This window comes from Sulfobacillus thermosulfidooxidans DSM 9293 (genome assembly GCF_900176145.1).
GTDB lineage: Bacteria > Bacillota > Sulfobacillia > Sulfobacillales > Sulfobacillaceae > Sulfobacillus > Sulfobacillus thermosulfidooxidans.
Genome location: NZ_FWWY01000001.1, coordinates 1,544,468 through 1,565,083, shown reverse-complemented (window position 1 = coordinate 1,565,083; position 20,616 = coordinate 1,544,468). Strand labels below are relative to the sequence as shown.

Sequence of the window (20,616 nt, the reverse complement as noted above, 5' to 3'; positions counted from 1 at the left end):
ATGAGAGTTATCCCAATCTTATTTCACCGGCGGATACAGATTACCACCTTGTTGTTTAAACTCTTCGGCTTTTGCTTGAAGACCGACGGCAATGGCTTCTTCCTCATTCACATCATGCGCTTTAGCCCATGACCTGATATCTTGAGTGATGCGCATGGAACAGAATTTGGGTCCGCACATAGAACAAAAATGGGCAGCTTTAGCAGGTTCAGCGGGCAAGGTTTCATCATGAAAAGCCACAGCAGTCTCAGGGTCTAAGGACAAATTAAATTGATCTCGCCACCGGAATTCAAACCGCGCCATGGATAAGGTGTCATCCCATTCCCGGGCACGGGGATGGCCTTTGGCCACATCCGCTGCATGAGCCGCAATCTTGTATGCTATCACCCCTTGTTTGACATCATCTTTATCGGGTAGACCCAGATGTTCTTTGGGGGTGACATAGCAGAGCATGGCAGTGCCAAACCATCCAATCATCGCGGCTCCAATTGCGGAAGTAATGTGATCATAGCCTGGAGCAATATCCGTGGTTAAGGGCCCTAAGGTGTAAAATGGGGCTTCATGACAAATCTCCATTTCCTTTTCCACGTTTTCCTTAATAAGGTGCATTGGAACATGTCCAGGGCCTTCAATCATCACTTGGACATCGTGCTTCCATGCAATTTCCGTTAGTTCTCCAAGGGTTTCTAATTCCGCAAATTGTGCTCGGTCATTGGCGTCAGCCAGTGATCCCGGACGCAGTCCATCCCCAAGGGAAAAAGTAATGTCGTATTGTTTCATAATCTCGCAAATCTCTTCGAAATGCGTGTATAAAAAGTTTTCTTTATGATGGTACAGACACCATGCTGCCATAATCGAGCCACCACGCGACACAATTCCTGTGACCCGGTTAGCCGTGAGGGGAATATATTGCAGCCTGACCCCCGCATGAATCGTAAAGTAATCGACACCTTGTTCGGCTTGCTCAATCAACGTATCGCGGTAGACTTCCCAACTCAAATCTTCCGCTTTGCCCTTAACTTTTTCCAAAGCCTGATAAATCGGCACCGTTCCAATGGGCACAGGCGAATTTCGCAAAATCCATTGCCGGGTAGTATGGATGTTTTTCCCAGTGGACAAATCCATCACCGTATCCGCACCCCACAATGTGGCCCACCGCATTTTGTCCACTTCTTCTTCAATCGAGGACGCTACAGCCGAATTGCCGATATTGGCATTAATCTTGGTGTGGAAATGACGGCCAATGATCATCGGCTCCAACTCAGGATGATTAATATTGGCAGGAATCACCGCACGTCCCCGGGCGACTTCTTCTCGCACAAACTCGGGGTCAAATCCTTCGCGCAAAGCAATAAATTCCATTTCTGGAGTAATAATACCTTGACGAGCATAATGCATTTGCGTGACGTTTTTTCCAGCCCGCGCACGCAAGGGCCTGCGGTGAAGTCCAGGAGCCGTCTCTTGAGCTCGAATATCTTCAGGCGTTTTGAGACCATCATCAATCGGTTGGACCTGGCGGCCTTCATATTCTTCCACATCTTGGCGCTCTAGAATCCAGGCACTCCGAATAGGTGGTAAACCTTGGCGCACATCGGCTTCATAGCTAGCATCGGTATAAGGACCTGAAGTATCGTAGACCCGAAATGTTTGACTATTCGTGAGCCGAATTTGCCGCATCGGCACGCGAATATCAGGTCTCGAACCTGTAATATAAACTTTTTGACTTTCCGGAAAGACGTGATACGCATTTGGTGTTGTTGCCATAAAGCTCCCCCTTTTTTTCACACGCCGCCAGTCGCGGGTTACCGGTCACATATGCCAGGCAGTAGGGAAAGTTTATGAATGGATGGGCTAAAAGGATCAAAATCTGTTCCCTCCGCTGGCATTACCCAGATCAGGTTGACGGTCGGTGGCCAATCCACCCTCTCAGCCCGGTTAGCCGAGCTCCCGTTATGTATTACTATGAAGGTCCTTGAAGCATATGGCAAGAGGAATCTTGGCAAATTACGCAAGATTATTGCAGCAATTTATATTATGAAGCAATTTATTGGGAAGCATTGATCGGAAAAACTTTAGCCGGCCAGCTAACGTGATGGTATCACAAGCTGCACTCTCGTGTGTCTCATTTTTGTCTCATAGACAATGACGGACAAGATCCCCGTGATTTCTCAAATTGACAGCTGGCGATTTTATCTAATTTTTGTCATCTTTCGTCAAAAATCTAGCCTTGTCGAACATAAAAAAGATCGTTGTTGACGAAGATTAGGAAATTATGCGATCGATTCTTTGGCAAATTTGGCAAAATTCCCGGCAGATTTATAGACTTTTTGGCAATTACGGCCAATAATAAATCACAGTTTTATGATGAATAAAAACCATTTCGCAGAGCGTTTAAATCGGCAATATTTGTGGATTATCAGTTGAAAAGTAAAAGAGGGTAACCATGTTCAAACAATGGATGCGGACGATTCGCTTTGTATATACGCGCCTGGTTTTGGAGTTTTGGCGGTGGCGAATGCTAAATACAGACGACACTACCCTACGGCTTCATTATAGCCAATTATGTGATCAGTATATTGTGCGTTATCATACTTTAGAACGTGATTGCCAAAGTGATTCTTCTGTTCGAAATTGCCTATAAACTCGAATGACGAGCCAGATAAAGCCGAATCGAATGACCAAATCGGCCAAGTTAAAAATATAAGGATAGGGCCTAAGCTGCCAATAATCGACAACACCGCCCCACAATATACGGTCGGTCCAGTTACCTATAGCCCCAGCCAAAATCCAGGAAACTGGCAAGCGCACAGATGGCATACGCCACAGCATCATCAGAAGAATCCCAATGACAGCTGCCGTTGCCATAATCACGCCAATTTGGGGTAGGCGAGAAAATAGCCCAAAGGCGATACCGTGATTGAGAATAATGCCAGGCTGTCCAATTCTCGGATAGTAATGCCATGCCAAGCGCATTATGAGTCCATAAATAACCAGCCCTGAAATGATAGCCCAGCGCGTAACATTGTGAACCGACCTCATAAATTACCTCCTAAGAAATGTTACAATAATATAAGACTTGGAGGAACTTTACCGACATTGCGAGGGTTGTATGCCATTGGCTCCAAAAAATCATTTGCGCAATCAAATTCTTCAAATTATTAGGACTCAAGGAGAGTCGACGGTCAAAAGTGTGCACCAGGCAGTATCACAAAAACGACCGGTGTCGATTAACACAGTGGCAACGGTCATGAACCGTTTGGTTTCCCAAAAAATATTGGTGCGTGGCGGCAGCGTTCGTCATTATGTCTACAAAATTGCACCGGCCGAAAGTGTGCTCAAAGCCCGGGCGATGGAATCGGTGGAAACCTTGATTTCCGAATTTGGCGAGTCCGGATTAGTGCACTTTGTTGATGCCATTGATGAGCTCGATCCTGATGCTCTGGCTAAATTGGAGGCTATTGTCCGTGCAAGAACCCAAGAAAAATCTCATCAGTAAAGTCTCGCAATCCGCATATACATGGGCGACCGCTCTTTTGGGACTAGCTCTTTTACCCGGCTTGCTTCTCATCCTAGCCGCTGTTATCACTTACCGCCACATGGCATGGAGCATGATGCAAAAACCTGACACATCCCCTAGTGGACTAACCGTTCTTTTCGTCGTCTTCATCCTATTGTCGCTCGCTTATTTTCTTCGTCTGGGATATGCCACTTACGCCATCGTCAAAAACAGTCGTCAAACCATCGAGCGGATAGCGCCCCAACTTGCTCCATTTCCCTTAAGCGATTTGCCAGCATTTTTCGCTAACCAAAAAATTGCTGTTCGAATGGGATTATGGGAAAGTCCCGATGCCTTTACCTATGGCGTTGTTCATCCCACCATAGTAATTTCCAGGCGCCTTCATCAAATCCTTGATGCTCCCTCATTAACGGCGATCTTAGCTCATGAAGTCCATCACGTGCGCTCTCATGATTATGCCTTGCAGCAAATCTTCTTGGTGATTTTACGGGCGTTTCCCTGGCTACCCTTGGAATCGGTTTATCGGTTTTATCTGACTGCCCGTGAAATTCGCGCCGATCAATTTGCTATTGTCTGGCAACACACGGCTGATCATTTAATGCAAGCGATGGTCACAACAATTCATGCATTACGAGAACAGCCCCATTCCCAATTTTCCGGAGAAACTGCATGGAATAGTGTCTGGCAGGCTCGTATTAATGCCTTGATCAATTCCGAGACTGTGCCCTTGTCGCCCGAAGCGCGGACTCTTTTTTCTGCTGCCCTGATTCCTTTCGCCACCTCTGCAGTGCTAGCGATTACCTCATTAAGTTTATTCTGTCACTAAATCCTAAAAAACGACAACGCTCCGAGAAGAAAATTGTCTCAAAGCGTTGCCATGGGACTTCATTATTGCGCCACCACGTCTGCATTCATTCCTCCGGCGACCCGCTCCATATTGTTCGATACCACAATACGAACGGGAAGACTTGCCATCGACGTCGAAGGTGCTGTCACCGTGTAGCTCACTTGTCCTTGCGAATTCGTCGTCATCGTAATGCCACCCGAAGAACTCATGCCGCCGCCCATTGACGAGTTTCCACCCATCGAGGACGATGCGGATGGAGTTTTGGGAATGATATCGACCTTAGCCCCGGAAATAGGTCCTTGGGGACTCATAGCCGTTATCGTTAAGGTCTCTTTCTGGCCGGGCTTTATCACCTTAGCAAACGGTGTGACCTCGACATAATCACCGATGGGTGCTGTCGGGGAGGTTGCGGAAGTCGTCCACCAAGCATCTAATAATCCCGCGCCTTTCATAGCTGTGGGGTTAAAAGTACTGAAGCTTCCAATTTTGACTCCGACCATTTCCATACTTTTCGTCGGTTGGGCTGTTAATGTGATAGTCGCTTGTCCTTGACTATTGGTTGTTTTTGAATAACTCGCGATATATTTGGCAGCTTGAGACGTTCCTGATGTATACCAGGTACTCACACCTTTGCCACTCAAGGGCACCATCGGTCCAATATAAAATGTGACGGGTAAATCTTTGGCCGGTTTCCCGCTCGCTGTGGTCGCCGTTAAAACAAATGTTGCCGTATTACCAGCCTCGACCATTTGCGCTGTTTTATTAGTTTGTATTTCTGCGACAGCCTGAGTGGTCGATCCCGATGACGACATAGATGAAGATGGCGAGGTACTAGACATCGACGAAGATGAGGGAGATGTTTTCGTCATCGAAGATGGCGTCGACTTTGCCGCTTGACTGGTACCACATCCCGCCAAAGCCACGGTCAATCCCGCAGCAATCATCACAAATGTTCTTTTCATAAAGGTCCTCCTTGTATAAACTACATATTGTAGTCTATACTTCTCTTTCCCTCATTGCAAGTGATGACACTGATTTTGATGATGGCTAATGAAAATTCCGTAAGAAATCGGGGTCTTTGTATTTCACGATTGATCGACCGTTATGGCTCGCCGAATGAACCGAGTCGTTTTCCTATTGATCGGAATCATGTGTAGCCGCTCAACCTGTCAAAAGTGATTGTGCGGATGTGCGGGATAGGACGCTAATGTCCTCTTTAGTGACAGAAATAGTGACAGAAATCTGGTTAACAAATTCTTCTTTCCATTGTTAAAAATTCGACATCACCCATGGGAAAAACCATAATGGGATTGAACCCAAGCTTCTCATACAAAGCAATAGCTCGCTTATTGAATTGCGCAACAGTCAATCGAAAGTGGTTGGAATTATACTCAGCCATAGCAAATTCCAAAATTGAACTGACAAAAACGTAACCTCTCCCCTGACCTGTTAAGTCAGGTCTCATCCCTAACCCAACATCGACAGTCCCATTTTCAGGATAGGCACCGAACTGCAATCCTATTGGCACTATAGCCGATTTCCCAAAGCAACAATATCCTACCAGCATTTCGTCTTCGTGAACCTTAAAGTAAGTCCCGTTCAGCAATTCATCCATTCCCGCATCATCATTCATGTTGTAGAAATCATAGGGTTCACTATATTTCCAACTGGATATTTTCGATGCCACAAGTCTATTCATAGGTTCTACTATCATCCTACCCATAATAAACTTCCTTTCGAACATAAGCGCTCGAACATAACTGCCTATTAGGCCATCCACAACTACCCAATTATAGTGTACATGACTGCTAGCTGCTACGCTCCACGTAGCACAGAATTCCCCATTATGGATGCGGTGATCCATCACACAATACGATTTGACAAACGTGACGACAACACCGCAAACCAACTGATTAATCACGCAATACGAATACGCGAAAATCGCAAAAGTGTATCGATTTGAGAAGATTTCTAGGAGACAGGCATAAATTGATCGGCAATCTCTTCAGCATTTTGAAGGCCTGCAGGAATATAACCGTGAAAGAGCTGCAACCGTACGTAGGTTCCGTCTTCTTCAAACAATAGACGATACGCTCCCCCACCTACACCATAAATTAGGAGCCACTCAGCTGGGACGCCATTTGCCAAAGTCACATTCACAGAGGCACCCGGCTTGTATGAAGACATAATGGGATTTTTCGACTCCATCGCCACCATATTATTAAATTCCAAATTGAGGACAGAATCATCAACATAACTCTCTACTAGAGTAGTTCCAGGATACGCTTGACTGGGCAAGAGCAAGTGGATACCTAACTCTTTTGCCAGATTCAATGCCGTTTGCTTGATGGCGGGATTGTAGCTTAGGGCTGTCATGCCGTTTGGACCTGTAGTCGCTGACGACGTGGTCTTGGACGATACGCGGTGAGTTTTATCAATATGGTGATGACGAATTGTGGAAACGGTTTGACTGGGAGATGATGGTGCTGGCAGAATGGGAGGCAGAAGAAACGAAATGCCCGTATAAAGAAGTCCAATGGCGATAAGCCCGCCACCGATCACACTAATTGTTTTCCCTGTGGTGTTCATCTCACAGCCTCCCCCTTTGTCACACCCGTTATTTTACGGGACAAGCAAGGGGAATGGCGACAGGTTTAGAAAATTTTTATCCTGCCTCGTGAAAAACACGGCACAGACTCACAAGGATTTTAGGATTTAATGTTTTGCATTGGCAAATCCATTGGGAACGGTCATGACCGCATGGATAAAGCGTTCTCCCGTTCGGGTCATTAAATCCCTTTGATACACAACAGAAAAATTACGATAGAGATTTAAGCCTTTGACCCGCAAACAGTGAAATAGTTGTTCTTCACCCTCGTTTAAGGTCAGAGGAGACAAAACACTAACGCCAAAGCCTTTGAGCATCATCTGCTTAATCGCATGGGTAGTCCCTAATACAAGACGTACATTGAGTTGTTTTACATCGATGCCTAAATGATCGAGACCTTCCTCCAAGGCCATGCGCGTTCCTGACCCCGGTTCCCGTAAAATGAACGGCTCTTGAAGAAATTCATCCAGGGACACTTCATCCTGCCCAAACCACCGGTGACCGCGCGGGACCACTAGCGTTGGATGATCATCGAAAAATGGCCGCACCACCACATGCGGATCGGAGAATGGAGCTTCGATCAGTCCAATATCAATGGTATGGCTTAATACCTGTTCAAAAATCATCCGAGAATTGGCCATAGATACTGTCCATTGCGCATTCATGAGGTTTTTCGCATATTCTGCCAAAATTCCGGGTAGCAAGTACTCGGCAATCGTTAAGCTGGCGCCAATGGCCAAAGTTTGAGGCCGGCTGTCACTGAGTTCTTTAATGGCCCCTTGGGATTCATGGATTAACCGCAGCAAAGAGGTCACATACCGGTATAAGACTTCCCCGGTTTCGGTAAGATGCACTCCTTGACTCGTCCGCACAAACAACGTGGTCGCATAGGCTTGTTCCAGCATTTGTATTTGTTGGCTAACTGCTGACTGTGACAGGTTGAGCGTCCGGGCCGCTTGGGAAATCGAACCGATCTCCGCGACGATTTTAAAGGTGGTCCAGACTTGTTCGTTCAACCCCAAAACCTCCTGCCCAATATCATGGATTATCCTAACCGCCATCAATTTTCCTGAAATAGAAAGGCTTTTATCCCGTTCTGATTTCTTGTATCATACATAATCATAGATACGAATATTGTGAACAATTTATACTATTTATCTAGTCCTTTTCACCTATTGTACATTGTGATGACGTTTTCGCGAAGTAGTCAGTTTTAATGATTTGCGAAACCGATTCGCAAATTTCTTATGGGAGGGGTATTATGCGGCCCGCGTTGCCACCATTTTTGTTTACGGCGCTGTTAGGGATTTCCGGGGGCATCATGATGCCCATTGCCTTAGCCATGAATCTTCCGTTAACCCAGACTCTTTGGCCAACCCTCATCCATGCGGAAATCGTCAGTTTTGCCTTGGCCATGGGGGGAATGTTAGTCTGGCGTTGGATGAAAAATTCACAACCCGGACAAATTGGAGCCCGTCCGCTCTTTACCGATCTCTACATGACCTTATTAGGCCTGATGGGATTTACCGACGCTTTAGAGCCCCAAGGCAGTTGGCAACTTACCATTTTAGCGATAATCGTCTCGTCCTTAGGTTTGCTCTCTCATTTTCGCTCCGTAACTTGGAGTCTGTCTTATATTGCCCCACATTGGGACGCCAAAGCCTCGACGGCTTTTGCCGTGATGGGACCCAGTCTCGTTTCAGGATTCAGCATTGGGCTTGCCATGTTAGCAGGTGTCAGCCATCATCCGGTCGTCTATTCGGCCTTGTCCATTGTCCTGTTTTCGCTTATCAGTGTGTCGTTTTTCTTTACCCTATCTCTACGGTCCTCGCTGCCCTTAGGAATATGGACAGGATTAGTCGTTTTCTTATATCTGATACCGACGATATGCATTACCTATAGTCTGTTTGCACAAAACTCTTGGATGGCCATCATTGCAGCCATCAGCACTGTGATCGGCCTCATTTGGCATACGAAAGAATTGCTGAATAAATTACCTGTCACGCCTTACCCAGGATTATTTTTCTTTCAGCAGCCTCACCATTCTGAGCAGATACGGGGTTCGCGTTTCTAAGAATCTCGTATCTCCTTCCTACCAACAAAATAATCACGCCTTGTTCTTACACAAAGCGAAGACATGCATCTAATATTCTTACATCTCTATCACATTATCTACCAATTTGTTAAAATACTAACGGCACGATCTTACATTACCCTTACTGCTTAACCCCAACGATTTTAACCGGATTGATACCGCAAGGGAGGCTTCATGATTGATGAGCGATACCGTTAAATTAAGTGAATACAAATGCTTCGATTGTGATCAAGTCTTTTTATTGCCGGCGGGATCTACCGCCACGGTCTGCCCCCGTTGCGCGTCCGACCGTATTCAACATGGTGGGGAAATGCAAGTCACCGTGGTCTCTCAAGGGAAAGATGCATGAAACTTAAGAAGGCGCAATACCATTGCGCCTTCTGTCTTTTTTGACCACCTTGAGATGGACCAAATTTCTTGCGCCTGTTAAGCCCTTCTCGTCAAATTTGCCTTCATCTCCCAGTCACCAAGCGCAATGAACTCTGTTATCCCTGGGAGGCAGCAGGTCCCAAAGCCTCGGTAAACCATTTGAGAGTCCGGTTTCGTAAGGCAAGAACATCCTCTTCTTCGCCTGAACTTTCTGCCCACAACCGGTGTTGCAAAGAAGCATACGGAGTCCACGACACGTGCTCGGGATACTTTTCCGCTAGCGATTGGGCCCACGGTTTAATCCAATCGATTTGCGCCACCGGATCGGAAAGCCCATGTTGGATAAGTACGTGTTGTCCCTTGATAGTGATCGGCTGCCGACTTAAATCCGTTTCCTCCATCAACCGAACAGCATGCGGGGTGGAAAAATCATAGTCTGGATAATAAAAGCGGAGATAGTCAAAGGATGGCACACCGCCGACAGCAACAATGGCCTGAATCCGGTCAGGATGATCCACCAGTCCCGCCCATAGGGCAATGTAGGCTCCAATCGAAAAACCAAATAATCCCATAGGCCGTTGGGCCTTTTCGTGGGCAATCCGGTTGGTGATTTCCTTCAAGCTTTCCAAAAATACAGCCGCATATAAATCACGAAAAATATCACGTTGGGCTAAGGATCTGACACGTATTTCGCACCCTTTGGTACGTGGTTTGGGCATTTTTTTTATTCCCGTTTCGGAGGGTTGGGGGGCTCCGTATACACGGTCTCGGGTAACGCTAAGGCCTCCAAAATGGCCAAAAATGTCGCCTGAAAGCGTTGCGGTACGGCGACTTGCCGCGCCCCTGACGGCAACGGAATCACCTGGACGGAATGGAGGTGTCGGATGATTTCGTGGCCCGTCGGGTGCGTGAGCACCCGCCGCGCCGGCGAGGGAATGGACACGGCACTGCGGCGCGCGCGCCGCTCCATCACACTATATAACAAGCACGCCATCAGGAGCACATAGCCTAACGCTTCCACCCGTTCGGGCTTTTTCACAAACAAGGCATCCACAAACAACGGATCTTTCAAAAAGTGGAAATGGCGTTCACAGTGCACTTGCCCTTTATATTCCTGCAAGAGGGCACGCGCGTCCCAGTCGCGGCGATCTAACGGGGTGATCAACACGAAGGTGGCCTGGCGTTCCCATTCGCGTTGCCGTTGGGCGGCGTTCACCGCGCCGATGGTGGCCGTGACGCGCCACCCGATTTTGGTCTGGGGTTCCTCCGTTTTCGGCGGTCGGCCCCGGCGGCTACGGGGGAGGCGCTGCACTTCTTCATGGAGGGTCGTCTCCACCGCAAACCACGCAGTTTCGCGGCGGGCTTGCCACTGGCGGGCCGCCTGAGCGGCGTCCTCGCGACAGTCATAGAGCGTCTGGGACAGGACGTGGGCGGCGTCGGCCAAGGCTTTGCGGGCGTTGGCGATTTGCTGATCCAGGGTTTTTTCTTTGTGGGTCTCCAGCCGGGAAGATCGGTAGACGACCAGCCGATAGGGCACGTCATCGATCATAGCCTGTTGCTCGGAGGCCCAATACTCCGCCGCGTCGCGGCGGGCGGCGACCGACCCGAGGAAGGTCCAGGCATCTTGAGCCCACGCCGTCTCTTTCGCGGTCTGCGCCACGGCAAATGTCGAAGGACACCGCGAGATGAAGCGGAGGTTGGCCTGACGCAGGCCGGCGAGATTGGGCTTCGTGACTAAGGACGAGTCGGCGACATAGATCACATCGTGAAGCTCTTGGGGCGAAAAGGCGGCCACTAACTCCTCAATCATCCGGCGATTGAGGGTTTTGTCCGAGGTATTGCCCGAGGCCACCGACCCAAAGCGCAAGACCCCTTCCCCATTCACAAACACCGTTAAGAGCACTTGTTTGAGATCGGGGCGCCGATCTTTCGAATGGCCGCGCCGGGGCATCGCACGGGGAGGGACGGCGGCATCGTCGACCGCCGTGGGGTCGCAGGGCTCTGTGTCGTCTTCGGCGGACCGATAGGCCCCCTGCAACGATCGGGAGGTACTGTCCCAATGCCCCGAACGCAGTTCAATCGCTTCTCGAGCATAAGCCTGCGCGGCTACCGCCGTAAACACCGCGGCGGGCCCGGCCTGAAACAGTTTATCCAACGCCCGCCCCAGCGCATCATCGGTAAAATCCGCGGCCGTACGGCCGCGCCCGAGCAACAAGGGCACATCCGTTTCTGCGAGACGATCCGGGACGCGATACAGAGGGGATTTGCCCGTCAAAATGTCGAGCACCATCGCCAAAATGCGTTCACCCGGCGATGTCCGACATTGCTGCGCATCCCAAACCAATAAGGTATTTAAGAGATCCACGAATCCGATAGCATCCGCGATCCCGCGAATTACGGGCGCGGCGCCGACAACCCGACTGGGCAACTCGACAAGTTTCATAAAGAGAATATTCGACACGCGACCGCCAAATCCTTTGCGAGAACATTCCGTCTATAATTAATACTAAATGGAAAAATTTAGGTGCGGAAAACCTGATCTGATGAAATCCGGGCCCTCTCGCAAAATGGGCAAAGCCATATATTCGGTATCAAACTCATCAGGCTCCCCAAAGAAATTTTTTAGATGCTCTGGGCCCGTACTCATGCCATGAAGCATTAAAATCAAGGGTTTCACGCCCATTCAGGTTCTCTTCTTTCTGTTGTCTATTTTTTTTCGCGAAAACTATACTTTGAGTATTCGCAAGACATTTGGGGAATTCCTTCTGAAAGGGCGTAAATCCGATTAAAATGGAAAATCCTATTTATGGACTATGTTAAAGGCACGGCGAACCGTCTATAGTCTAAGAAGATGATGGAAAGGATACCTATGACGCACGCAATTACCATGGATGCCGAGTTTTTGTCGGACGGACAAACGCCTCTTTTCATTCGCCGGGTGAGTCCTGAAAAGTACAGAGCGCAATTAATTTTCATTCATGCTTCTCTGGTTCATAGTGAATATTATTTGCCCATCGCTTTAAAATGGGCTCAAGAAGGCATACGTGTCATTCTGCCCGATTTAGAAGGGCACGGGCGCTCTCAGGGCACAAGAGGACACCTCCGTCATTTTAGCCAACATGTCAATGACATCCAGCGCATTTATGCGCATTTACATCAACATTATTCCGCCCCAATTTTTATTGGCGGGGAAAGTTACGGGGCACTCATGGCGTATTTGGCATGCCAAGAAGAACTTCCGGATGTACTCGGGGCCATTTTAATTGCGCCCTCCTTTGGATTGCAGCTAACACTGCCTACCTGGGTTTACTATGTCATGACACACCTTGTTCATCCGCTCCTACCAAAACTCAGACCTCTTCGTCCCCTGCCTGTCCAAGGTGTCTCCATTCATCCCGACATTAGTCGAATCATTATGGAGGACAGAAATGTTAATCGTTTTTACACATTAGGCTTTCTTGTTAATTTATGGAAGGCACAAAAAGAGGCTAAACAAAGACCGCTTCCGCATTTACCGCTTTTGACTTTGTTAAGCACCGACGATGCGGTAACCCGCAATGATGATACAGAGGCCCTCTTAAAACCGCATCATGACCTTGAACTGCACTACCATAACGCAAGCGCCCATAGCTTAATTGCCGATCAACCTGATTTTGTTTTTCAAAAGTCGGTGGCTTGGATGGCGCGCCAACTTCGTGCCGAATCCTTAAAACGTCGTCCAATGGGCACGTTATCCTAAAACCCTTTTGGCCTGGCTTCAGGGCCGTTCAAAAGAGTCCAAAACATTGATTAACGGCAGAATCGCGCGAGCTAAAAGACCACCGGATGGCACAGGCGCCTCGATTTTTTCCCCATTGTGTGTCGTCCATAGCCCAGTCGCTGCTGTTGAGGAGGCTGCGGGGACATACGCCACAAACAAAATCGTGACCTCAGGTATGGTACGTGCTATGCGTTTTGCGGTGTCAAAATCACCTTGAACAAGAAAGGGTCCCATATCCCCTGCTTGTAGATTCCATGAATTCAGATGATATCGAACCGTCGAACCAGATGAAGGAGACACAGGCAGATACTCGGTGGGATTATCTGTCATTTTTACCACTTTATAGCCGTAATGCAACTTGATAGCTGGATATTTTTCCAATTCCTCAAAGGTCATCATGTTGGCTACGCTCCTTTTTTCAGGGGTTTTTGGGGAGACCCAAGAAGAGGCTCGGCGAGTAAGATGTCTTGGGAGTTTCCAAGAATTGTACATAGAAATAGAGAATACCATTTATTATAGACATTTTCAGCTGGCACGCGAGTTGCACCTCCACAAAACAACGCTACAATTTGAGTAACGAGTTATGCGATTTTCACGTGTCCTGGAACAAGTTTTGGAGGGAGGGATAACCTTTTTATGCGGCCCATGTACTGGATTGTGGCGATAGGCTTTGGTCTCTTGACGATTAATGCCAATCCCTTAGATTCATGGCCTGGTCTGCCCATCCATTCGCATCCTGTCACATTACCTCTCCCTGAACCGTTTTCCGTCCAAAGCCCTCCAGAGGGCCCTTTAGAAATCAGTCGCAATTGGGCAGGATATGTCAGCAATCATGGGACGTATCAATCGATTGAGGCCAGCTGGCGCATTCCCAAACTCACCTCGCCGGGCTCTTTAGCGGTTTGGGTGGGACTCGGCGGCGCTCCTCAACAGCGCCTATTACAAGCGGGAACCTTAACAAAGGATACGGCAACGGGAACAGAAACGATTTTGTGGATCGAAGGTCTTCCCGAACCCTTAAAACCGATTGCCCAAAACTTACCGAGTGGAGAAGCGGTGCATGTGGCCATTTATCATGTCAAATCTCAAGAATGGGCGTTAGACTTGCAAGCCGGTAGTTACCGGCAAACTTATGATGTGCAATATTCCTTAAATCCTCGCTCCGCCGAATGGATTGTTGAAGACCCCCTCATCAACAACCAATTTGCCACCTTTCCGCGTTTTCAAAACATCGAACTGTTTTATGCTACGGCCAAGACGCAACAAGGCCAAACGGTAACAGTCCAACAATCTACCCCTATTGATCTGCGCATTGATGGGGTCATTCGGGCTGCTCCTGCTCTCATTAATGCCACCACATTTGCGGTAACCTCTACATCCCCACAATGACGTTTTTCCCTTGCCCGACGGGCGGGAATGGTCCAATTGGTCCACAGCTTTGGACCAATTGTCCCTAACCTCTCTTAAGACTCCGGATCCATAATCAAAGTGTCGGAACCATCCAGTTCCGATACCGAAGGGACTGGTAGACAATGCAGACCTTCGGAACGGGGGAGGGGGTAAAACATGCAGATCATTTTATGGGCAACTGATGGCTCAGAAAGTGCATATGCGGCCGGAAAAATGGTCCAACATCTAAAGACCGGATTTCCTGAGGCCAAAGTGATTGCCCTTTATGTTCGGGAGGTCATGGCATATCCACCACAGGCCCTCGTCCCTTCGGGTTTTGAAGATTTGGATCAGAATGAACAGCGTAATGTGGAGAGGCAGATTCACGATTTGTTTGGCAATTCCCATGATGTGGAGTTAGTGGTCGTCGAAGGTCATGCCTCAACGACGATTGCCGAGGTGGCTGAACGTTATGGAGCCGATGTTATTGTGGTAGGAAGTCATGGCTATCACGGTTTCGATAGGCTCGTTCTGGGGAGCGTCAGTCGCCAGCTTCTGGACCATACTGTGCGGCCGGTATTGGTTGTGCGATAAAGAACGAATCACTGGGGTAAATGGACGAAAGACGAGGAAAACGGGCCCTCGTCTTTCGTTGTATTATGCTTGATAATTAGTTTGTTGTTCTGATTCCTCTTTAACCCGGTATATTGGGCGGAGGAGTTCCTGGTGAGCGTCTTCGGGATACTCTTTGCTCTTTTTCTACTTTCTCGGCCTGATCAATACTCATCGCGACTTTGCGCAGGGTGAGCAATAAGATCGACATGACCACAATCTGAAAAATCCACCAGGCGGGATCCCACCAATGCGGGACGCCTTCGCTATAGGGCATTTTCAGGGGCAGTGTCGGCCAAAATCCGCCTCCCATATCTATCCTCTCCTGTCCTCAAATAATGTAGACGGCGAGCCAGCTCGCAATCCACGCTAGGGCCACATAAATCCAGAAGTAGACACTGGCTTCCGCCGTCCAAAACCGTTCGGGGGCCATGTTCTGGCGGACATTGCGAATAATGCTAATCCCGAGCATAATCAGACCGACAACCGCATACACGAGATCGGCCCCGAGAATGATATAATACATCTCCCCAAAGCGGGATTGGGGCGACACATACCGCATTCCCCACTGGTACACCACCCCTAACATCGCGAGCAGCCCTAACCCTGCCGCGATTTTGAGGCGGGTTCCCACCAGATCCCGGTCTTGAAAGTGACGGCCGGCCTTGACCGCTTGCCAGGCCACCAACGCACTCAAAGCCATCAACGCGGCGACCACCACGCCAAAGCCTTGGTTGGCTTGCGGTGCCACATACGTGCCGTCATAGAGATACTTCGCCTCAAACAAGACGACGAACGGCACAATTTGGGTAGCAATAAAGACCAGCATACTAAAGCGGACCGCCCGGTAATTATGCGGGGTAATCGCCTCACTGCGGCGCTCGACAGGCATTTCGGGTTTATTCACCATCGTTGTTCCCCCCTATTTGTTGTGTGGTGGTGTAGGCATGTAATCATGCCAATCATAGTGGGGATCCGTCGAGGCCCGGCTGGTGGCAGCCAGCTCATCATACGCCGTGGTTACCACCGGAACTTTGGTTCCTTCCCCATACATATAGAGGCTGGCCACAATTTCTGGCTGCACCGGGAAGTTGTAGCGGGGTGCAGGCGACGAGGTGAACCATTCCGGCGTTTTGGCATTCCACGGATTCTCTCCCGCTTTTTGCCCATTGGCCCAGCAGTACCCAATGTAGATGATATTGGCCACAAACGAGGCCCCCAAGATGAAGGCAAAGATCGACACCTCAAAGTTCATCGGTTGGAGGTAGGCCGGATAGGCCGGCACCCAGCGGTTCATCCCGTGTAATCCTAAGAGGAAGAACTGGCTGAAGGTGAGGTTGAAGGCAAAGAAGGTGATAATCGCCAACGTCTTCCCCCAGGTCTCGTTGTACATGCGGCCCGAGAGTTTCGGCAACCAGTAATACATCGCCCCAAAGCCACTGAAGACCATCGATCCGATAATGGTGTAGTGGAAGTGCCCGACCACCCAGAAGGTGTCATGAAGCTGCAAGTTGACAATCGGGTCCGCCAAAAACACGCCCGTGAGTCCTCCGATGAGGAAGTTGAACATGCTCATCAAGATCCAGATGACCGGGGTGGTCAGCCGAATTTTCGACTTCCACAAGGTCCCCACCGCCGACATGTAGGCAAACCCGGTGGGAATGGAAATCATCTCCGTAAAGAACGAGAACGGCAAGATCTCGCTATTGCGCAAGTTGGTGAACATGTGGTGCGCCCACACTAGACCCGAGAGCATCATCACGAACACCAAGCCAATCACGGCCCATTGTCGGCCAAACAGCGATTTTTGCGCCATGACCGGAATAATTTCATTCCATAGGGCGAAGGCGGGGACGGCAATGATGTACACTTCGGGATGGCCAAATAACCAGAAGAGCATCAAGTAGGTTAAGGGACTCCCCGTCGCCGTAAAGAAGTTAAGCGGCACGATTTTATCTAACAGCCCCATTACGAAGGTTGTTTGAATTTCCGGGAACCAAATCAGCATCAGCAAGTTGACCGTGACTTGACCCCAAACGAAGAGGGGCAAACGTCCCCAGGTCATGCCCGGAGCCCGCCGGAACATCACCGTCGCCACCAGGTTCAAGGCCACGATGAGTGAGGACATCGTTAAAGCCAAGACCCCCAAGTAGTAGAAGATAATGCCATTGGCATCTTGTCCGGCTAAGGGCTCATAGCCGCGCCAGCCGGTCGACCATTCTCCCAAAATGGGACTAAAGAGCACGGTCAAGATCCCGGCGGGGACCAACCACACGCCAATGCCTGAGAGTTTCGATAGGACCGTTTCACGGGCCCCAATCATGAGGGGCACAAAATAGTTACCTAAGCCCCCAATCATGAACACGGTGGCGAAGGAAAACATCATCAAGGTGCCGTGAATCCCCACCGCCGTGAGGTAATTGCTGGGATAATGAAAAATCGTCAGGTACGGGGTCATCAGTTCATAGCGCATGAGCATCGCAATGGCTCCCGCTATCAAGAAGCCACCAACAGCAAACATCATATACTGAAGACCAATGACCTTGTGGTCCGTGGCAATTTCCCAGTAGCGCCGCCAGCCTTTTTCTTTTTCCACCCAGCGGGTTTCAAAGCCCATAAGCGGCAATAAGACGGCGTCATAGACGCCGATGCCTAAGAGCCATCCTATCACGGCCCCAACCCACCCCAACGTCACCGAGGGACCCGTCACAAAGGGATGCCCCCGAAACGGATCGACGGCAATCACAAACGTGTTGACCAAGAGAAATCCAATAGCGGCCCATAAAAATCCCCGCAGCACCGGAGGCATCATGGCCTTCTTCGGGTGCTGGAGCGGTTTGTGTTCGGGCGTCATTACAGCTTGTGCCACGATTATCCCTCCTTCAAAATCTCCCTCATCGTCGTCGGTCGTTCAAGGCGGCGTTATCCCGCCCCATTGGCTAACGATTTTTCGTATTGAATCCACTGCGCGAATTGCGCTTGCGACACCACTTTCAAGGGCGCTTCCATCCACGGATGACCCGGTCCACACACTTCAGCACATTGCACCCGCACCATCGGATTCACGCTGAAGGACGTAATCTTGGTCGGGGTCAGGTACTCATAACGGGTTTCCCCGGGAATCACATCCTCTTTAATGCCAAAGGCCGGAATCCAGAAACTGTGAATCACATCGGCATATTGGTCGTAGGTGTGATAGGGGTCATACGAGCGCAAGACAAATTCCACGGGCTTGTTGACCGGCAGTTCCAACAGGTCTTGCCCGTTGGCATTGACCGTCTGCGTCAGCCCATATTGCGGATAGCTAAAGATCCATTCCCACTGCCGGGCGGTGACATCGACAATCAAGTCGTGGGTGTTGGCTGCAGGTTCATCCAAGGCAAACATCTGCTCCATCGCGGAGGTCGTGGGATGGAGGAAAAAGAGCAAGTTGATGACAATACTGCCCCCGACCCACATCACCACAAACGCTTTGTTGTCCACCGCGAACCGGCGGTTCGCGGGCGGCATTTCCCCCCGCTTGGTGTGAAAACGCACCATGGTAAAAAGCAAGAACAAGACGACAAAGACAAAAATCGGGGTGAGGACCACCAAGATGAAATTAAACGCCTGCAGCGCCAATTCCCCTTGGTTGGAGACAATATAATACATCGGGTTGTGATGAATCAGGACCCGGTCCCCAATCTCTCCCAACACACTAAAGACGACCCATAAAATCGTAAATAAGACATTCTCTCCCATGATGGGCGTGCTCCTTTCTCAGCCTCAGGCCGGCAAAATCATGACTTTCCCGCGCATACCCGTACGGTAGTGAATGTACTGTTGGACAAAGCAACCATAATCCCAAATCCCGGGTTTATTGGGCACGGTAAAGGAAATATGGATGCTGCCGCCGGGTTTCAACGTCGGGCTAAAGTCGCCGCCCGTTTGGATGTTAAAGAGCGCCTTAGGCCCGTCATAGGTCACAATCGCTTTGTTGGGCACAAAGTTATCGATGTTATAGGGATCACTCAAGGTCACATGGACCCCATCCCAAAAGTCGACGGCCCAGGCGTCCGCCGAGAGATTGCCAAAGGCTTGGAAATAGGCCTCATTCACATGGCGGCCCATGGTCCATTCATGCCAGTGGGTGTGACTTTGATTTTGGAAGATAATGTCCATCTGGTCGCCAACGCGCCAGGTCATGTAATTGGGGATGTAATAGTAGTCGTACGCGTAGAGGTGGACCGTCCCGGAACTCACCGGCGATCCAAAGAGACCGCGCGCGGCATCCACGAGCGCTTGGCGCCCAAAGAGGGTCACTGCGCCCGCCACCCCTAAGGCGGCACTGCCGACGAGGAACTGGCGGCGACTCCATTGTTGCTCTTCAGGAATTTCCGGTTCAACCGGGGGCTCATTTGGTAATTTGTTCACCCAAGTTCCTCCTTCCAATCAGTTATTCATAACGTGCATTGGTGAGGAATCGGGAACATAGTCAGAATATTTTAACTATATATAGCTGACGAGGCGTCTTGGAGTCATACCAACGCGCTCGGGTTTTGCGGGGGATAGCAATCACTAAGATGTTGTGCTGTCGTCGTGCCGGGGCAGATTAGTCTCGGTTGGCGGCAGGGATTATTGACCTCGCATAAGCCCAGGACCTGTTCCCTTTCCAAACACTTGCACGAATCACTTGCACGAACTGTGGACGTTTAATACCTATCGGGAAATCCCCGATTACTCATCAAATTAATCTAGTTAAAGAGTGCTGTCAAGTTATATTTGATGATAATTCTTAATAGTTGTCCTGACTAACAATAATGGACTAACAGCAATGCTTATCATGGGTTCATCCCATATCTTTAATCGACACATCAATTTCGAATGATTCTTAAGACGTAGACATCGAAGGGGTTCCGGAGGGAACAACCTTGACAATATCCCACAAATCGCTCGTAGGCGTATTATTCGGATCGCCATTAAGCATATCGCCTAAAATAAATGTCCCGAGCTTCGATGCCGTAAAGGTATAGGATTGGCTTTGTCCCGGCAACAAGCCAGCGCTCGGCGAAATGGCAACTTGAGAATACGGTTCGCCTGCGCCCGGAAAGGCTAAATGATGATCGTGATAGACCCCAATGGACTCCGGAATCGGTCCATTATTAATAAAGTCCATATTAACGTGGTAGCCTAACGGGATGGTGATCACGAGCTGCCCTTGTGTGAAGCCGTCAAATACATTCGCCTGCTTGGCACTCGAGTAGGTGCTTTCAATCTTTAAATCGACCGTTTTGGTTGCCGGATGGACAATCATCCATTGCGAGGCATTGATGCTTTGTGTGCCGCAACCCGCTAAAGCCAATCCAAGCACACCCAAAGCTGTTACCCCAGCCCATTTACCGGCTTTTGGCATGCCTTCATTCCTCCTTTCTAAAAAATA

At 49.4% G+C, this 20,616-nt stretch carries 21 protein-coding genes and 1 riboswitch; of the genes, 6 read left to right on the top strand and 15 right to left on the bottom strand.

What is annotated here, in order from left to right; all coding sequences use genetic code 11:
- Window positions 1-18: 18 nt before the first annotated feature.
- Window positions 19-1,764 (bottom strand): phosphomethylpyrimidine synthase ThiC, encoded by a 1,746-nt coding sequence (gene thiC / locus B8987_RS07915; RefSeq protein ID WP_020375549.1) that lies wholly within the window; start codon window positions 1,762-1,764, stop codon window positions 19-21.
- A gap of 89 nt (window positions 1,765-1,853) precedes the next feature.
- Window positions 1,854-1,961: riboswitch (TPP riboswitch) on the bottom strand.
- A gap of 625 nt (window positions 1,962-2,586) precedes the next feature.
- Window positions 2,587-3,039 (bottom strand): signal peptidase II, encoded by a 453-nt coding sequence (locus tag B8987_RS07910; RefSeq protein WP_020375547.1) that lies wholly within the window; start codon window positions 3,037-3,039, stop codon window positions 2,587-2,589.
- A 70-nt stretch (window positions 3,040-3,109) separates the two neighbouring features.
- Here B8987_RS07910 and B8987_RS07905 point away from each other — a divergent pair, with 70 nt between their 5' ends.
- Both B8987_RS07905 and B8987_RS07900 read left to right on the top strand, forming a co-directional pair.
- Window positions 3,110-3,496: a BlaI/MecI/CopY family transcriptional regulator gene (locus B8987_RS07905; RefSeq protein WP_084661195.1), complete on the top strand. Its 387-nt coding sequence runs from the start codon at window positions 3,110-3,112 to the stop codon at window positions 3,494-3,496.
- Complete coding sequence (locus B8987_RS07900) at window positions 3,465-4,343, top strand: M56 family metallopeptidase (protein WP_176213193.1); 879 nt, start codon at window positions 3,465-3,467, stop codon at window positions 4,341-4,343. Before B8987_RS07905 ends, B8987_RS07900 begins: the two co-directional genes overlap by 32 nt.
- Before the next feature lie 62 nt (window positions 4,344-4,405).
- On the opposite strand, the gene B8987_RS07895 is transcribed toward B8987_RS07900, so the two are convergent.
- The 4 genes from B8987_RS07895 to B8987_RS07880 form a co-directional block, all read right to left on the bottom strand.
- The gene (locus tag B8987_RS07895) at window positions 4,406-5,326 is read right to left on the bottom strand and encodes a hypothetical protein (RefSeq protein ID WP_020375544.1); all 921 of its coding nucleotides are present in this window, start codon (window positions 5,324-5,326) and stop codon (window positions 4,406-4,408) included.
- Between the two features lie 284 nt (window positions 5,327-5,610).
- Window positions 5,611-6,063, bottom strand: a complete 453-nt coding sequence (locus tag B8987_RS07890) for a GNAT family N-acetyltransferase (RefSeq protein ID WP_242940646.1) — start codon at window positions 6,061-6,063, stop codon at window positions 5,611-5,613.
- A 272-nt stretch (window positions 6,064-6,335) separates the two neighbouring features.
- Window positions 6,336-6,953, bottom strand: a complete 618-nt coding sequence (locus tag B8987_RS07885) for a hypothetical protein (RefSeq protein ID WP_020375542.1) — start codon at window positions 6,951-6,953, stop codon at window positions 6,336-6,338.
- Window positions 6,954-7,079: 126 nt separating this feature from the next.
- Window positions 7,080-7,988, bottom strand: a complete 909-nt coding sequence (locus B8987_RS07880) for a LysR family transcriptional regulator (RefSeq protein WP_020375541.1) — start codon at window positions 7,986-7,988, stop codon at window positions 7,080-7,082.
- Between the two features lie 245 nt (window positions 7,989-8,233).
- On the opposite strand from B8987_RS07880, the gene B8987_RS07875 reads away from it, so the two are divergent.
- Window positions 8,234-9,046, top strand: coding sequence for a hypothetical protein (locus tag B8987_RS07875; RefSeq protein ID WP_020375540.1), 813 nt, complete (start codon window positions 8,234-8,236; stop codon window positions 9,044-9,046).
- 506 nt (window positions 9,047-9,552) lie between these two features.
- Here the strand turns inward: B8987_RS07875 and B8987_RS07870 are convergent.
- Together B8987_RS07870 and B8987_RS07865 are read right to left on the bottom strand one after the other, a co-directional pair.
- The gene (locus B8987_RS07870; RefSeq protein WP_084661192.1) at window positions 9,553-10,155 is read right to left on the bottom strand and encodes an alpha/beta hydrolase family protein; all 603 of its coding nucleotides are present in this window, start codon (window positions 10,153-10,155) and stop codon (window positions 9,553-9,555) included.
- A gap of 5 nt (window positions 10,156-10,160) precedes the next feature.
- The gene (locus B8987_RS07865; RefSeq protein WP_242940626.1) at window positions 10,161-11,897 is read right to left on the bottom strand and encodes an IS1634 family transposase; all 1,737 of its coding nucleotides are present in this window, start codon (window positions 11,895-11,897) and stop codon (window positions 10,161-10,163) included.
- Between the two features lie 408 nt (window positions 11,898-12,305).
- On the opposite strand from B8987_RS07865, the gene B8987_RS07860 reads away from it, so the two are divergent.
- On the top strand, window positions 12,306-13,175 hold the full coding sequence (locus B8987_RS07860; RefSeq protein WP_020375537.1) for an alpha/beta fold hydrolase: 870 nt from the start codon (window positions 12,306-12,308) through the stop codon (window positions 13,173-13,175).
- A gap of 18 nt (window positions 13,176-13,193) precedes the next feature.
- Here the strand turns inward: B8987_RS07860 and B8987_RS07855 are convergent, their stop codons facing one another.
- Window positions 13,194-13,595, bottom strand: coding sequence for a hypothetical protein (locus B8987_RS07855; protein ID WP_084661191.1), 402 nt, complete (start codon window positions 13,593-13,595; stop codon window positions 13,194-13,196).
- A 237-nt stretch (window positions 13,596-13,832) separates the two neighbouring features.
- Between B8987_RS07855 and B8987_RS07850 the strand changes: the two genes are divergently transcribed.
- The gene (locus B8987_RS07850) at window positions 13,833-14,585 is read left to right on the top strand and encodes a G1 family glutamic endopeptidase (protein WP_020375535.1); all 753 of its coding nucleotides are present in this window, start codon (window positions 13,833-13,835) and stop codon (window positions 14,583-14,585) included.
- 177 nt (window positions 14,586-14,762) lie between these two features.
- A complete protein-coding gene (locus B8987_RS07845) occupies window positions 14,763-15,179 on the top strand; it encodes a universal stress protein (protein ID WP_020375534.1) in 417 nt (138 codons plus the stop codon).
- Window positions 15,180-15,279: 100 nt separating this feature from the next.
- Here B8987_RS07845 and B8987_RS07840 read toward each other — a convergent pair whose 3' ends face one another.
- The 6 genes from B8987_RS07840 to B8987_RS07815 form a co-directional block, all read right to left on the bottom strand.
- A complete protein-coding gene (locus tag B8987_RS07840; protein WP_028963412.1) occupies window positions 15,280-15,510 on the bottom strand; it encodes a hypothetical protein in 231 nt (76 codons plus the stop codon).
- An 18-nt stretch (window positions 15,511-15,528) separates the two neighbouring features.
- Window positions 15,529-16,107 carry a cytochrome c oxidase subunit 3 family protein gene (locus tag B8987_RS07835; RefSeq protein WP_020375532.1) on the bottom strand — a complete coding sequence of 193 codons (579 nt, stop codon included), beginning with the start codon at window positions 16,105-16,107 and terminating at the stop codon, window positions 15,529-15,531.
- 12 nt (window positions 16,108-16,119) lie between these two features.
- The gene (locus tag B8987_RS07830; protein ID WP_084661190.1) at window positions 16,120-18,066 is read right to left on the bottom strand and encodes a cytochrome c oxidase subunit I; all 1,947 of its coding nucleotides are present in this window, start codon (window positions 18,064-18,066) and stop codon (window positions 16,120-16,122) included.
- A gap of 53 nt (window positions 18,067-18,119) precedes the next feature.
- On the bottom strand, window positions 18,120-18,938 hold the full coding sequence (locus B8987_RS07825; protein WP_084660844.1) for a cytochrome c oxidase subunit II: 819 nt from the start codon (window positions 18,936-18,938) through the stop codon (window positions 18,120-18,122).
- A gap of 24 nt (window positions 18,939-18,962) precedes the next feature.
- Window positions 18,963-19,610 carry a twin-arginine translocation signal domain-containing protein gene (locus B8987_RS07820; RefSeq protein ID WP_084660845.1) on the bottom strand — a complete coding sequence of 216 codons (648 nt, stop codon included), beginning with the start codon at window positions 19,608-19,610 and terminating at the stop codon, window positions 18,963-18,965.
- A 457-nt stretch (window positions 19,611-20,067) separates the two neighbouring features.
- The gene (locus B8987_RS07815; RefSeq protein ID WP_084661189.1) at window positions 20,068-20,589 is read right to left on the bottom strand and encodes a sulfocyanin-like copper-binding protein; all 522 of its coding nucleotides are present in this window, start codon (window positions 20,587-20,589) and stop codon (window positions 20,068-20,070) included.
- Window positions 20,590-20,616 lie beyond the last annotated feature (27 nt).